We start from the raw sequence: 14,545 nt of genomic DNA on the forward strand, positions 1-14,545 counted from the left end.
CCCACCCGAGAATATTATGTGCCCGGGTAGCTCAGGGGTAGAGCAGCGGATTGAAAATCCGCGTGTCGGTGGTTCAAATCCGCCCCCGGGCACCATTTAAAAAAGCCAGTCTTTCGGACTGGCTTTTTTGTTGGCTACAATTCTCTTTCAGAAGGCTTATCCTTCAAGCCCTTTTACCAGCACACACTCTCTCTGCGCGTCAGCCTTTTGGTGCGGTAACAAACCAGCAATACCTGGGTCCAGCTTCCTCAGGAAACGGTCAACCTCAGCCGTAAAACAGCCCACTTTCCCCAGTTCCGCATTTAATGGCATATGCTTTAAGTTCACAGATATAAGCCCCGCATAACCACCATAGCTTTGTAGTTTTTTGACGAATTTCTCACTTTGTGCACAAGCCGTTGCTGTATGAATAGAACACACTGCCAAGAACGGTGGAATTTGAGCTTTAAGGGCATAAAACGGAGACGCCTTTTTTAAATACTCCGGGTCAGTGCCAAAGTTTCTCTCATAAAACTCAGAATGATTGGGAGGTGTGAACTTCTCAACAATATCATAGCCGGTGATATCCAGCGATACCGTTCCAAGAAGCGGCTTCAACAGTTTCGCTGCACCAGTACTATATTGCGCAGATACAAGTGAGACCAAATGTGCGCCAGCGGAATGCCCCATCAAGATGACTTTTGCGGGATCACTACCCCACACATGCGCTTGTTTTTGAGCAAACAGCAAGGCCGCCGCAACATCGCTCGCCTGTGTCACCGGATCAGCCTCCGGCAGGGTACGGTAATTGGTAGAGACAAAGACAAACCCGTTTTTCACCCAATGGGTAATCTTGCTATCCACCTCACCTGAATTAGCCTTATCACCGCCTCTCCAGCCGCCGCCATGCACCATAAATATCATAGGGGCCCCATCGGCACCCTCAGGTATATAAACGTCCATGGTTTGCGCAGTATGCTGGCCGTAGTCGATATCTGATAAGGTTTTCAATTCAGGCGAAGCCCCGCAAGTGCTACTAGCGATGAACAACAACACTAAACACAGGATAGATTTGAAGGAACAAAACATGATGTTTCTCTTTCTTCTAACATTAAACTATTTCAAACTTCAGGCAGAAAGCTGCCTTTGAAATGGACGCAAGAGAAACCTGAACGAAACAGCCCGCGAAACCTTGCCTGTACCGCAGGGTGCACCTCCCACATTGACAACAGGCATGATAAAAGTGTGTAGTTCCCGCTATTCGGGATGGCTTCGTATTATATGCGCTACCTGCGGCTAGTATATTTCCGAAAGGATCGATCATTCAGTGTTCCAGTATCCATTACTCAAAAAAGAAGCACCCACTTCTGGACTGAGTGCCTACGGATACTGGCGACGGAATGGAAAATAGTCGTGTCCCGAGCATGAGTTTTTATGAGTATTTATGATGATCGTTAAAAATAACCACATTAGCGGGCAAGGAATTTCAGGATAATGCGCTGGCAACTGGAAAACTTTCAATTCGATCAACAAACAAACCTGCTCACAGGGCCAAACGGCCAAGAACGCCTGGAACCCAAAACAGCCGCTCTCCTTAGCTTCTTCATCGCGCACAACGGCAAAGACATCAGCAGGGAAGATCTGATAGCTTCCGTGTGGCATGGCCAGATCGTCTCTGATCACGCCATTAACCGCGCCGTTTTGAATTTGCGCAAAGCTCTCGGAGATACAGGGAAAACCAAACGTTTCATCATTACTGTTCCGAAGGTGGGATACCGCTTTGTATGCAAGGCCCAAGAAGCAACAGTAGTTGCAGTTCCCTCGCGTGCCGCTAATAGATTCTCTGTTTTCCATCTCAGCATCGCCGCTGTCCTGGTGCTGATCATCGGGCTTGCTGTTTACCAGATAAGCCAACCCACGCCGCAATCAGAGAATATTCAGGTATCCCCGCTTGTCAGGTTAGACGGTATTCAATTCGATGTTGAACAGTCTAATAACGGTGAAATGCTGGCCTATTCTCGCAGAGTAGATAACCAGCCCGCAGAAATTCATATACTCAAAAAAGGCGAGGCGACCCCAGAGATCATCAGCCAACAGGGTGGTGACGCATCACTATCTCACTGGGCACCGGATGATAATCGGCTGGTTTATAAATATACAGCACCTGGAACCTGCCAACTGCATATGGTGGAGTTTCAGGTTGCCATTCCTCAAGCGCCAAAGCCCATCTATGAATGCACCTCAGGACCAAACCTGAAAGCGCTAGCCTTCAGCCGCGATGGGACAAAACTGTTTTTCACAGAACGCATCCACCGCTATGCGCCATTTATTCTCTATGAACTTGATTTGGAGAATGACAGCAAACGCCGCCTGCACCAGCCTTTACCATCAGGCATTGGCAACTATCATATTGATACCAACCCGCAAACCGGACACCTTCTGCTAGTTGCCAACCAAACGAGCGAACATTCCAGTATTTTTGAGATCAATCCGGCGGATGGTACATATTCCAAACAGCTGGATATGGATTATGAATTACTCGCAGCCATCTGGAACCATGACGGCACAGGCATTATACACTCTGGCCCGCACCCCTCTCATCACCTGATAGAAACATTGTTCGTCGGCAGTACACGTGTTCTTGTGCCTGGCTCACGCCGTATTGGCGGCATGAAACGCCTCAGTAATGGGCGGGATTATCTTTTCGGATCTTACCTTAGCAATCATAATATCACGGTGAATGGTAAAGACTTTCTCAGCCTCAATTCTTCCGACATGGATTATCTTCCAACCTATTCCCGGAGTGGTGAGCAGTTGGCGTTTATTTCGCGGCGCACCGGGGATGACATGTTATGGATCAAAAACCTGAATTCAGAGAAGCTGTCTTCTATAGAACTGCCGCACGTAAGCCATTCTTTCATAAGTATCGATTGGGCAAATGGCGATGCCCACATCCTTATCAACAGCAGCAGGGGAATCATTATCGTTGATTTGATGGCTGGCAAAACCATTAAAACGCTGGAGGCGACAAAGCCCGCCCGTGCAGCGACATGGGCAGATGCATCTTCTATTTTCTATAGCCAATACTCGGAAAACCGCTGGCACTTATACCGCCAGAATATATATACGGGGCAACGAGACAGCCTGAGTACACAGTGGGCCTTTGCATTTTCAGACCATGATCGGACCTTATATATTGACCAGAATATGCAGGCATTCCTGAATGCAACAACAGCAATCAGCACCGAAGAATGCAGCTCGCCCCTGCATAATAGTATCCTGACATACCGACTCTCGGGGCAGAATTTATACTGTCTCGATAAAAACAACCAAACCCAACTGCGCCTTCTCAGCAATATGCAAACATCAGCACTGCTGAACGCCCATGTTGGGCCTATGCGGTATTATTCCATCTCTGATGGGAATATCGCCACATCTCGGTTTGTGCAAAAAACCAGTGACATTATGCGCACAACTATCACTGCAAATACTCACTGAAGAAAATAATCTCATGCGCTCCAAAAAAGCCGACCGACAGACTGGCTTTTTTATTGGCTATTCTTCATTCCCGTAAGCTGGTATGCACTGCCTTTCATTTTATGGGGGACTTTATCAAATGCATCTAAAAACAGCTGTATTCATTTTCATTGCTAGCCTTGGTATTTCAGAAACCGGGAAAGCGAATGAATGCAAGGCTAACTATGTGGAATACACACAGACCGCCAAAGCAATTCTTGCGGATAGTGATCAGGTCGCATCCATTGTCGAAAACATACATCTGGAAAAAAGAAGCTCAGTAGCTTTTTACTGTAAGGCAACCAAAAACCTGCCTACCGCAATGGAAATTTCATCTCGTGCACTAGATGGGCTCAAAAAACTAAATCAGGTTAAAGATAAGATACGGACCAACTGCCCTGCAAACATATCGGCAAAAGTAAACGCTGGCGTTCAACACCTTACCGAATTTCTTCAAGAAGAAAATAAAAGGCTTCAGCCTATAGCAAAACGGCATCAGAATTTGTGCGGCTAAAACCGACATGAAGGTTTCATAATATCTGCTTATGGATCGGCGAGGCCGAACGGTGTTACCGGCCTGCGGATATCATCTGAAAGCAGTGATCTGCCAATAGGCGGTTCCGCACGGGCAAGGCAGTCCGCCCGGTGACAGAGACGACAGTTGATACCAATAGGCGTTGGTTTCACGGCAGCGATATCAACGCTTTTCGTATATACCAGTTGCGAAGCATGCTGGGACGCACAACATAGCGCCACGGCCCGCTCCACCTGTGGTTTGCCGTAGCCACCGCCGCCAGCCGTAACCGTACGTACGATGGAAAAGAACTTTTCTCCATCTGGCAGTTCCACCCACTGGGTGAGAAGTTGACGAGGGCTTGAGAAAGCACTGTGGAGGCTCCAAAGCGGGCACGAGCCACCATGCCGCGCAAACGGGAAACCAGCCCCGTCCAGCCGCTTGGAAACATTACCTGCAGCATCAACCCGAATGAAAAAGAAAGGCACCCCTTCCTGCCCCGGTTTCTGCAATGTGGTAAGCCGGTGCGCCACTTGCTCAAAACTAGCGCCAAACTGGCGGCCAAGCGCTTCAATATCATAATTCCGGTCTTTGGCAGCACGTGCGAATTTGCTGTAAGGCATCATAATCGCGCCAGCCGCATAATTCGCGAGCGCCCGGCGGGTCAACTTCTCCCCCGTCTCTGTTTCAAAACTGGTTCCCGCAAGGATTTCACCAATCACATCATTCATTTCAAGATACACGACCTGCAGTGCAAGCTGGAAAGTAGCACTGGCACCATCAAGCGATTCTTCAAGCACAATTTCCCGCCGGTGCATATCAAAACGGCGCGTAAAGCCCATCATCACATCAGATGGCAATCGCCTGACCCGCAAGCGTTGGTCATTGAAATATTTCTCAAAGCCCCCTGCCCGGTTCACATGCTGGGCCAGTTCCTCAGCAGGGCCATCAATTTCCGCGAAATAGTTTTTTCGCGCGGCTAAGAAACGCCGTGCTTCACTTACAGGATCAGGCCCAACGGAATCACCGCCAGTTTGGTCAGCCAGCGCGAGCTGGCCCTCCTGATAAGCGGTATAGAGCCGCATCACCGCCTCAGCTGTTGCAGGGAAAGTGCTGCCAAAATCCTGAATCTCAAGTGGAGAGAGATCAAGGTCCGCAAAGAGGGGCGCCTTAAAGGCTGCAGAAATTTGAGCATGGAAATCATCCCCGGCACCGCGTGCCAATGAAGCGATATCTATTCTGTAAATATCCGCAAGCTTTAGAAGCATGGAAGCTGTTACAGGCCGCTGGTTATTTTCGATAAGCGCGATATAGGATGGAGAAACATCCAGATCTTCTGCCATCACAACCTGCGTTAAACCAAGGTCCCGCCTAAGCCTGCGAATCCTTGGTCCCATAAATGTGCTGCGTTCTGTGCTCATCGCCAGCTCCATCATTACATATGTATTCTTACAAATCTTACAACATTACAAAATATTTTGTAAGATTTTACAAGTTCACTTTTTACTGCGGGTCAAAAGGCAAAAAAACACATACCGTTTCTTTAAAGGCAGATCAGCCGCCCATTTTCAGCGGCAATTTGGATTTGTGTAGATTTGTGTAACGGAGAGAAACAATGCCTTACGACAATAATTCTGGAATTTCAGACGGTAACAATACTATGAATTACCAAAGTGACATCAAAAACGTTCAAGACCTTATCAAAAGTTATGAAGGTACTTGGGATGGTATTGATGCCGAGGCCGTAGTCCGCATGCGCGCCCAGAATCGTTTCCATACAGGCCTTGATATTGCCCGTTACACCGCAGGCATCATGCGCCGCGATATGGCTGCTTACGATGCTGATCCAGCGAGCTACACACAGTCCCTTGGTTGCTGGCACGGCTTTATCGGTCAGCAGAAGATGATCTCAATTAAGAAGCATTTCGGCAGTACAAAGGGCCGCTATCTATATTTATCTGGCTGGATGGTTGCTGCTCTACGTTCCGAGTTTGGCCCACTGCCGGACCAAAGCATGCACGAAAAAACATCTGTACCTGCGCTGATTGAAGAACTGTACACATTCCTCAAGCAAGCTGATGCCCGCGAGCTTGGCGGCCTGTTCCGTGATCTGGATGCAGCACGCGGTGCTGGTAATGCAGCGCTTGAGCAGGAAATTCAGGGCAAGATTGATAATTTCCAAACCCATGTTGTGCCAATTATCGCTGATATTGACGCGGGCTTTGGTAACGCGGAAGCAACATATCTTCTTGCAAAGAAAATGATTGAGGCAGGCGCTTGCGCGCTTCAAATTGAAAACCAGGTGTCTGACGAAAAACAGTGTGGTCACCAGGATGGTAAGGTAACTGTTCCTCACGAAGATTTTCTCGCTAAAGTGCGGGCTTGCCGCTATGCCTTCCTTGAAATGGGTGTGGATGACGGTATCGTTGTAACCCGTACAGACAGCCTCGGTGCTGGCCTTACAAAACAGATTGCGGTTTCAAAAGAACCGGGTGACCTGGGTGACCAGTACAACAGCTTCCTTGATTGCGAAGAGGTAACTGCAAGCGACCTGAATTCAAACGATGTTGTAATTAACCGCGACGGTAAATTGATGCGCCCCAAGCGTCTGCCGTCTAACCTGTTCCAGTTCAAGCCGGGCACAGGCGAAGACCGCTGTGTTCTTGACTGCATCACATCGCTTCAAAATGGCGCTGACCTTCTGTGGATTGAAACCGAGAAACCGCATGTTGAGCAAATCGCAGGCATGGTTGACCGTATCCGTGATGTAATTCCAAACGCAAAGCTGGTTTATAACAATTCACCGTCCTTTAACTGGACCCTGAATTTCCGCCAGCAGGTGTTTGATGCATGGACAGAAGAAGGCAAGGATATATCTGCCTATGACCGTGCGAATCTGATGAGCGTGGATTATGATGATACAGAACTGGCAGCAGCGGCTGACGAGAAGATCCGCACCTTCCAGCGGGACGGCTCAAAGCGGGCTGGTATCTTCCACCACCTGATCACTCTGCCAACATACCACACAGCTGCGCTGTCTACAGATAATCTTGCGAAGCGCTACTTCGGCGATGAAGCAATGCTTGGGTACGTGAAACAAGTTCAACGCGAAGAAATCCGCCAAGGCATCGCTTGTGTAAAACACCAGAACATGGCTGGTTCTGATATTGGTGATGACCATAAAGAATATTTCGCTGGTGAAGCTGCTCTGAAGGCAGCTGGTGAAGACAACACCATGAACCAGTTCGGTTAATAAGCCCTGCAATACCCAAAACTGCCGCTTTCCCTAACTTGGGGGAAGCGGTTTTTTATGAGATCTAAACCATAGTAAAATAAGCGGCGCAAAAACATCACACAACTTGTGAAAGCGCATGCTCCTTGCTCGAAACGATTTGTAAAAACAAACTCAAGCACCTACGTTCAACACAAAGCAGCACAACTGCTTACTAATAAACATATGCGATGCGAGGAAAATTGAACTATGAAACGCTTCAAGCACATTGCTTGCAGCCTGATGCTTATTGCTGGTTTCAGTGCTCAGGCCCATTCTCAAGATACTACAGACAAAAACACTGCTTTCATCGAAGGCGCAGAAGCTATCATTCAGGGCTACACGGAAAGTGGCTGGTTTACGGGCACTGTTGCCATTTATAAAGATGATCAGATTATCTTTGATAAGAGCTACGGCCTCGCTGATATTGAAAATAACATAGCAAACCAAAGCAATACGAAAATCCGTATTGGCTCAATCAACAAGCATATTACTGCTGCTATCCTTCTTCGCATGGTGCAAGACGGCAAGTTAACTCTGGAAGATACACTGGCAAAATTTGATCTCGGGTTCCCTGCTGAGGTTGCGAACAAAATCACGGTAAGACAGCTTCTTTCTCACCGCTCTGGCTTCGCGGATATCTTCAATGATGAATATTACCGCACCTATAAATCCCTCAAAAACATTCAGGATAAACTACCGCTTTTAATGGATAAGCCACTGCTTTCAGAGCCGGGCACAAAGCGAGAGTATTCCAACTATAATTATATCGTTTTGGGCGCGATTATTGAGAAAATCTCCGGTCAGGATTTCGCAAGCGTACTCAAGCAAGAAATCCTTTCGAAAATTGGTGCAAACGATACCGAATACGCGCTCACAGAAGATGTAACTGGCAAAGCGCTCAGCTACAGCACTACTATGACTGGCAAGAAAGTTGATCGCACCACCATGCTGGAAAATGTAACACCGGACGGCGGCATGTATTCCACGCCTTCTGATCTGGCGCGCTTCTATTCTCACCTGTTCTATGAGAACACAATCCTGAATGATGAAATGAAGGCAGTGCTCGGCAACCACTACCAAAAACGCGATAGAAAATGGGAAGAAATCAAAGCAAACCCAGACAATATTTGGAGCTCCTATGGCGGAGGCCCGGGCGTTAGTGCTGCCGTTGAAGTGCTATTCAAAGACAAGCTGTTCATCATTGTTTTAGCAAACACAGATCAACTAGTTGCAGAACGGATTTCACAGCGCATTGCCGACCTTCACCAAGGTAAAACGCCAGAACCAGCTCTATTACCACTTGGTTTCTTTGCGTATCTTTACATAGAGAAAAACGGTATTGAAGCCTTCAGCGAGAAGTTTGAAACCGCCATCAAGGAAGCTGGCTATAAGGATTATTCAGATCGCTGGTTGAACCATTTGGGCTTTATACTTTGGGACGAAGGTGAACAGGACATGTCATTGGCGGTTCTTAAGAAAAACGTGAAACTGTTCCCTACTGTGGCCAATGCCTTTGATAGCCTGGGATTGATCTACGAGCGCCTCGGCAACAAAGACGCAGCTATTGCCAACTACAGGAAAGCGCTCGAACTGGATGAAAGCTTCACCTCCGCCAAAGAAGGCATTGAGCGGCTTTCAGCCTCATAGAACCCGCAGAACATCAAGAACCACCTTTCCTGCCTGGGAAGGTGGTCTTTCGCCTTGACCTGATAATCGCCTCTGGTATTCACTAAACGTTGATACTTGAGGGGGATTTCATTGTTTGAAGAATTAGGGTTTCGCGGCAAATGGCGTGCATATCAAGCACGTGTACTGGATGAACTTGATAGCCATCTGGATGATCAACATCTTCATGTTGTAGCAGCACCTGGTTCAGGCAAAACCACGCTAGGGTTAGAGGTTCTTATCAGACTTCAGAAACCAAGCCTTATTTTAGCGCCGTCCCTTACCATACGAGACCAATGGGTGAGCCGCCTGAAAGAAGCTTTCGCACCAGAGACCTATGATGTTGATCAGATAATCAGCTGCGAACTCAGGCAACCCAAGCCACTTATCTTTATCACCTACCAAGCTCTTCATGCTGCAATGACGGGAAAGATAGCTCAGGATGAAGAAGACTATGCAGAGGAAGAAGAAACAAACGGCCAATCGAAACCGGAAAAAATTGATGTTATCAAAACCCTGAAAAAGGTTGGCACACACACCATTGTGCTGGATGAAGCACACCATCTTCGCAAAGAATGGTGGGCCGTTTTAACCAAGGTGAAAAAAGGGTTGGGCAAACCCACAATGCTCTCGCTCACTGCTACACCTCCCTATGATGTAGAATATAGCGAATGGCAGCGATACGAGGAGCTATGTGGTTCGGTCGACACAGAAATTTCCGTGCCTGAACTCGTAAAGCGCGGCGATCTTTGCCCCCATCAGGATTATGTTTATTTTTCTGAACCCAGAGGGCTGGAAGCAGATCAACTTGAAAATTTCAAGACCGAGGTTGCGCTAGCTACCAAAGAACTCCTTACATGTGAGGGTTTTGAGAAAGCCATCTCCAGCCATCCCTGGCTGAAAGTTGCGGAAGAGGATTTCGAAGCCATCCTCGCTGATCCTAAGATGTTTTCCGCACTGATCATTTATTTCAATACAATTGGTTATCCACCATCAAGGAGCGCTTTAAAATTACTGGGCGCAGAAAAAGAAAAGATACCAACCTTAACGCCAGAGTGGTTGGAAATTTTCCTTACAGGTATTTTCTTTACCCAGCGGGATTTTTTTCCTGACCATGAGGAAACGCTCGCCCGGTGGCAAAAGCGCTTTCAAAAAATAGGCTGTATTGAGCGCCGCCGCGTAACCATTACGGATACCAAAGAAACCAGCAAACTGTTGGCCAACAGCGTTAGCAAACTCGCCAGTATTGTCGCCATTGCAGAGGCCGAAGCTAAAAATATGGGCGATGATCTTCGGATGGTCGTTCTTACGAATTACATTCGTTTGAAAGAATTACCTTCAGGCCCAGATGATAAACGCCCCATGAGTAAATTGGGCGTGGTGCCAATTTTTGAACACCTGCGGCAACATCTTACCAGCGATGTTAAACTAGGTATTCTTACGGGTTCACTGATAGTTGCACCAAAGAGCGCTTCCTCACTCATGCCCCAAATTCTTCAACAATTGGAAATCCCTGAAGCGGCGCTAAAGGTAAAGCCTCTGCATCACACACCAGATTATCTGGAGGTTTCACTAGAGGGCCGATTTAGCACACAGCAAGTTGCTTTTGTCACCGCACTATTCCGCTTGGGCGGCGTGACTTGCCTTGTCGGAACACAAGCCCTGCTTGGAGAAGGTTGGGACGCCCCCAGCGTGAACACGCTAATACTTGCATCCAATATCGGGTCCTTCATGCTCTCTAACCAGATGCGTGGCAGAGCAATCAGGATAGATCGTTCTTCCCCGGAAAAAGCATCAAATATTTGGCATCTCGCCGCAATTGAACGAGAAACACTGATGGAGCTCCTTAAGAAGGAATTCACCAACGCCCTGAAGGGGTACAGACCACCAATCAAAACTGTTTCGCCGTTCGAAGACCTGAATGTAAAACTTGGGCCAGATATGCAAATTTTAAAACGCCGCTTCAGAGCGTTTGAAGGCATTTCTCTTGGGGATATACCTCTTATCCAAAATGGTATTCGGCGCCTGAACCTGAAGGATGCCAAATGGACTACAAACGGGCTGCAGCAACTGAATGAACGCATGCTGGAGGAAGCTTCTGACAGAGGTGCCCTAAAGATGAAATGGGATCAATCACTCCAAGGCAAAAACCCACGGCCAGAAATGCGAGAGGCTACATCCGCGAACTATGCTCCTAAAAGTCTGGCCTTTATGGACACTCTTAAAGGACTTGCTTTCCAAGGTGCTATGGGCGGTGTTTTCTGGGGCGCATCCGTGTTGCAGGATATTACGCAGAACCTCAAATACTCACTTATGGGGGCTATTGGTGTGGGCATGCTCGTCGCTGCACCGAAGCTTATCACTGCACTATATGTTTTCCTACGGAATGGCAGCCTGGAAGGAAGTATGAAGCAGGTTGGCCACGCAGTGCTTGATACTCTGTATCAGGCAGACATCATCCGTACCGCCCCAAAGAATATTGAACTACGTACCACCAAACAAACAGACGGCACAGTGCGCTGCCATATTCTCGGGGCCAGTAACCCTGAACGCCACCAGTTCAATACCGCAATGGCACAAGCGCTTGGCCCTGTTGATAACGACCGCTATATCCTTGTCAGGAACTCACTCTTAGGCAGCATGCTCCGCGTTGATTACCATCCGGTGCCCCATGCATTCGCCAAACACAAGAAAACAGCGGCTTTCTACGAGAAGTGCTGGAACAGATATGTGGGGAAATCCGAACTGGTTTATACACGCACCCCCAAAGGACGACAGTTACTTCTAAAAGCACGGTTTAAATCCACCGCCGCCTACTTCCAGAAGAAAACGGATATCAGCAGCATCTGGGAATAAAATAGATAAAAGCGCTCTGCCTAAATCACACAGGGCTTGACAAAATACTTTGACACATACATTTATCTTAACGGTAAGATAAATGGTGAAAATAATGAAAAAACTAATATATACAAGCATATTGGTGGTACTATTTGGGATAGCATCGACAGCACCTGCTTTAACTGAAGCCCCAAAAACCACCTCTATTGATGATTATTTCAATCAGCTAACAACCAATGGGCAATTTAACGGTACTGTTGCCGTATTCAGCCCTGAACACCCTCCATATATAAAAGCTTTCAATAGCAAGCAGCTACCTTTATGGGCCCGGATAAACCCCACATCCCATTTCCATATTGCATCTGTTGCAAAACTGTTCCCACGTTACATTATTATGCGAGATAAAAACCTCTCCGAGAAGATGGACATCCCTATTTCAGTATATATGGAGAGCGATTTTGTGCACCCTGCATGGACTTTAAGAATGCTTCTTGAACATACAAGTGGTCTTCCAAGAGGAGAACAACATGATTTTGCTCAAGCCGTATATACCCCGGCTGAAACCAAAGATCTCATCAAAAGGCAAACACTGTTATTCGAACCTGGCACAAACGAACATTATTCCAATTTTGGTTTTAAGGCCCTTATGCTTGTTTTAGCAGAATATTATGGCATAGGCCCAAGGGAGCTTCTTCAAAACAAGGTATTCAGACCCCTAACCATGACATCCACTAGCGAATTCCTAGATTCGAAACAGAATACACACCTTGCAGCGGGAGTTCGAAAAGAGAATGGTGATATTATTCCCTCAGACACCAATCTTTACGGGCAATTTCCTTTTGGAAATGTATTTTCCAACCCTCAGGATCTATATAAGTTTGCTAAAATTGCCAGCCACATTGATATATTCGAAGATGAAGTTGAGCACGCTGGAGCAATCTCTGGTTTTCGGTCTTATCTGTACTATAACGACGCCACTGAGACAGCGCTAATCATCCTTTCGAACTATGGCAATATGCCAATCACGCAGGTTATCCGTGATAGTCGCACTCTTCTTGAAGGAGGTGAAGTGCCTTTACCCACCCTCATTAACCGAACCGCCATCAAAATGAATATGAAAACAGCAAAAATGTTGTCAGGGGTTTATCAACTGGTAATTAATGGGCAGTTTTTTGAAATTACCTATGAAAATGGCGATCTGAAGATCTGGGAACTAAATCAAAACAAACGCACAAATCCCGAACCATTATTTATGGAAGAAAATGGTATTTTCTTCACAGATCCAACATCAAACGATAGCATTATGATCAATTTAGAAACTGGCAAGGTTGCTATTACCGGCATGGGTGGTATGAGCTTTGATCTGAAAAGAATTGATAACCATGGTAACTGAATATGAATGAAGTCAGCAGTCGTTCTGAAAGCGTTGATCGAATTGTAAATCAGTGGGCAAAGGAGCGAGTAGACCTGGCGCACCTATTGCCCACTGTAGAACTGGTGGGCCGCCTTCTGGGCACCGCGTACAAAATTGATAAGCTCGGCAAAGAAACACTGCAACCACACGGTCTGAGGCAAACAGATTTCGATCTGCTTGCCTGCCTCCGTAGAAATGGTAAGCCTTATCAGCTAACCCCCAATGACCTTCTTAAAGATATGTATATCACTACAGGTGGTTTGACCGCCTGTTCTAACAGATTGATTAAGAAGGGTTTGATCGAACGACACATTGCTACCGAAGATAAACGAAGCCGGGTTATAAAGTTAACACCACAAGGACTTGAGTTAGTTAACCAGCTTGCAGAAGAACGCTTTACTCTCGCAGAACGTATCGCTTGTCACCTAACAACAGATGAGCAAACCAGTATGCTCACCTTGCTAAGAGCCTGGTCCGATAGACTTGATGAAGAACAGACCACTCTAGCCCCCCCCTTTGACTAGCCGACGTTTGACAAAAAGCTGTCACTGCCCAATACTGGTATCGACTAAATACTATATTTATTCAAAAACCATATAGGCACTGTGCATGGCTTTACCAAACCTCAAAACAACTATTGAAAACATCTTCCTTGGCGCCAAACAGGAGCTTTGGCTCGGCAAAGCTCCTTCAGCCATTCACAAAACAGTCGCTTATGGCGCTCAGACCATCGAAACCAATGGCTTCATCGCTGATGAACAGGCCGATCTAACAGTACATGGCGGAGCAGACAAAGCTATTCATCATTATGCCGCAGACCATTATCCTTTCTGGTGCGATAATGGCCACCTTCCAAGAGCAGCAACCCCAGCTGCATTCGGTGAAAATATTTCTACGCTCGGCCTCACTGAGCAAGACGTATGTATTGGCGATATTTTTGAAATAGGGAGTGCTGTCGTGCAGATAAGCCAAGGCCGCCAGCCCTGCTGGAAACTGAACGCTTACACCACCAACAAACAGATGACATCCCTATTTCTAAAAACAGGTTTCACAGGCTGGTACTACAGGATTCTCACACCAGGCATGGCCGAAAAAGGAGATATGATGCATCTTACTGATCGGCCACAAGATAGCTGGACCGTTGAGCGTGTTACCCGTGCGCGGCTTACCAAACAGGTATCAAAAGAAGATGCGCTCTATCTCGCAAAAATGCCAGAGCTCGCAGAAGGTTGGCGTACAGCATTTGCCAAGTTCGCTGAAGGAAACAAGGCGGAAGATACCAGCGCCCGCTTGAAGGGCTAGATTATAGAAAAAGCCAGCTTGGTAGCTGGCTTCTCTGTATCGT

General features: G+C 47.1%; 10 protein-coding genes and 1 tRNA gene. 9 read left to right on the top strand and 2 right to left on the bottom strand.

Annotation, left to right across the window (positions count from 1 at the left end; genetic code table 11):
- Nucleotides 1-20 precede the first annotated feature (20 nt).
- A tRNA-Phe gene (locus MF542_RS14975) sits at nucleotides 21-95 on the top strand.
- Nucleotides 96-156: 61 nt separating this feature from the next.
- Here MF542_RS14975 and MF542_RS14980 read toward each other — a convergent pair.
- On the bottom strand, nucleotides 157-990 hold the full coding sequence (locus MF542_RS14980; RefSeq protein ID WP_247020899.1) for an alpha/beta hydrolase: 834 nt from the start codon (nucleotides 988-990) through the stop codon (nucleotides 157-159).
- Nucleotides 991-1,473: 483 nt separating this feature from the next.
- On the opposite strand from MF542_RS14980, the gene MF542_RS14985 reads away from it, so the two are divergent.
- Together MF542_RS14985 and MF542_RS14990 are read left to right on the top strand one after the other, a co-directional pair.
- Entirely contained in the window at nucleotides 1,474-3,477 is a 2,004-nt protein-coding gene (locus MF542_RS14985) for a winged helix-turn-helix domain-containing protein (protein WP_247020901.1), read from the top strand.
- 118 nt (nucleotides 3,478-3,595) lie between these two features.
- Nucleotides 3,596-4,009, top strand: coding sequence for a hypothetical protein (locus tag MF542_RS14990; protein ID WP_247020903.1), 414 nt, complete (start codon nucleotides 3,596-3,598; stop codon nucleotides 4,007-4,009).
- A 29-nt stretch (nucleotides 4,010-4,038) separates the two neighbouring features.
- On the opposite strand, the gene MF542_RS14995 is transcribed toward MF542_RS14990, so the two are convergent.
- Nucleotides 4,039-5,430, bottom strand: coding sequence for a helix-turn-helix domain-containing protein (locus MF542_RS14995; protein WP_247020905.1), 1,392 nt, complete (start codon nucleotides 5,428-5,430; stop codon nucleotides 4,039-4,041).
- Nucleotides 5,431-5,669: 239 nt separating this feature from the next.
- Here MF542_RS14995 and MF542_RS15000 point away from each other — a divergent pair, with 239 nt between their 5' ends.
- The 6 genes from MF542_RS15000 to MF542_RS15025 all read left to right on the top strand — a co-directional run bounded on the left by MF542_RS15000 (nucleotide 5,670) and on the right by MF542_RS15025 (nucleotide 14,502).
- A complete protein-coding gene (locus MF542_RS15000; protein ID WP_343264937.1) occupies nucleotides 5,670-7,262 on the top strand; it encodes an isocitrate lyase in 1,593 nt (530 codons plus the stop codon).
- 228 nt (nucleotides 7,263-7,490) lie between these two features.
- A complete protein-coding gene (locus tag MF542_RS15005; RefSeq protein ID WP_247020909.1) occupies nucleotides 7,491-8,930 on the top strand; it encodes a serine hydrolase domain-containing protein in 1,440 nt (479 codons plus the stop codon).
- A 111-nt stretch (nucleotides 8,931-9,041) separates the two neighbouring features.
- Nucleotides 9,042-11,804 (top strand): DEAD/DEAH box helicase family protein, encoded by a 2,763-nt coding sequence (locus MF542_RS15010; RefSeq protein ID WP_247020911.1) that lies wholly within the window; start codon nucleotides 9,042-9,044, stop codon nucleotides 11,802-11,804.
- A 94-nt stretch (nucleotides 11,805-11,898) separates the two neighbouring features.
- On the top strand, nucleotides 11,899-13,179 hold the full coding sequence (locus MF542_RS15015; protein WP_247021123.1) for a serine hydrolase domain-containing protein: 1,281 nt from the start codon (nucleotides 11,899-11,901) through the stop codon (nucleotides 13,177-13,179).
- Nucleotides 13,180-13,181: 2 nt separating this feature from the next.
- Nucleotides 13,182-13,724 carry a MarR family winged helix-turn-helix transcriptional regulator gene (locus MF542_RS15020; RefSeq protein WP_247020913.1) on the top strand — a complete coding sequence of 181 codons (543 nt, stop codon included), beginning with the start codon at nucleotides 13,182-13,184 and terminating at the stop codon, nucleotides 13,722-13,724.
- Between the two features lie 85 nt (nucleotides 13,725-13,809).
- Nucleotides 13,810-14,502, top strand: coding sequence for an MOSC domain-containing protein (locus tag MF542_RS15025; protein ID WP_247020915.1), 693 nt, complete (start codon nucleotides 13,810-13,812; stop codon nucleotides 14,500-14,502).
- Nucleotides 14,503-14,545 lie beyond the last annotated feature (43 nt).

Origin of the sequence: Kordiimonas laminariae (genome assembly GCF_023008165.1) — a bacterium.
In the GTDB taxonomy this organism is placed as follows: Bacteria; Pseudomonadota; Alphaproteobacteria; order Sphingomonadales; family Kordiimonadaceae; genus Kordiimonas; species Kordiimonas laminariae.

Excerpts from the sequence above, each read along its gene's own strand:
- MF542_RS14985 (WP_247020901.1), top strand. The coding sequence starts at position 1,474 with ATGCGCTGGCAACTGGAAAACTTTCAATTCGATCAACAAACAAACCTG.
- MF542_RS14990 (WP_247020903.1), top strand. The coding sequence starts at position 3,596 with ATGCATCTAAAAACAGCTGTATTCATTTTCATTGCTAGCCTTGGTATT.
- MF542_RS14995 (WP_247020905.1), bottom strand. The coding sequence starts at position 5,430 with ATGAGCACAGAACGCAGCACATTTATGGGACCAAGGATTCGCAGGCTT.
- MF542_RS15000 (WP_343264937.1), top strand. The coding sequence starts at position 5,670 with ATGAATTACCAAAGTGACATCAAAAACGTTCAAGACCTTATCAAAAGT.
- MF542_RS15005 (WP_247020909.1), top strand. The coding sequence starts at position 7,491 with ATGAAACGCTTCAAGCACATTGCTTGCAGCCTGATGCTTATTGCTGGT.
- MF542_RS15015 (WP_247021123.1), top strand. The coding sequence starts at position 11,899 with ATGAAAAAACTAATATATACAAGCATATTGGTGGTACTATTTGGGATA.
- MF542_RS15020 (WP_247020913.1), top strand. The coding sequence starts at position 13,182 with ATGAATGAAGTCAGCAGTCGTTCTGAAAGCGTTGATCGAATTGTAAAT.
- MF542_RS15025 (WP_247020915.1), top strand. The coding sequence starts at position 13,810 with ATGGCTTTACCAAACCTCAAAACAACTATTGAAAACATCTTCCTTGGC.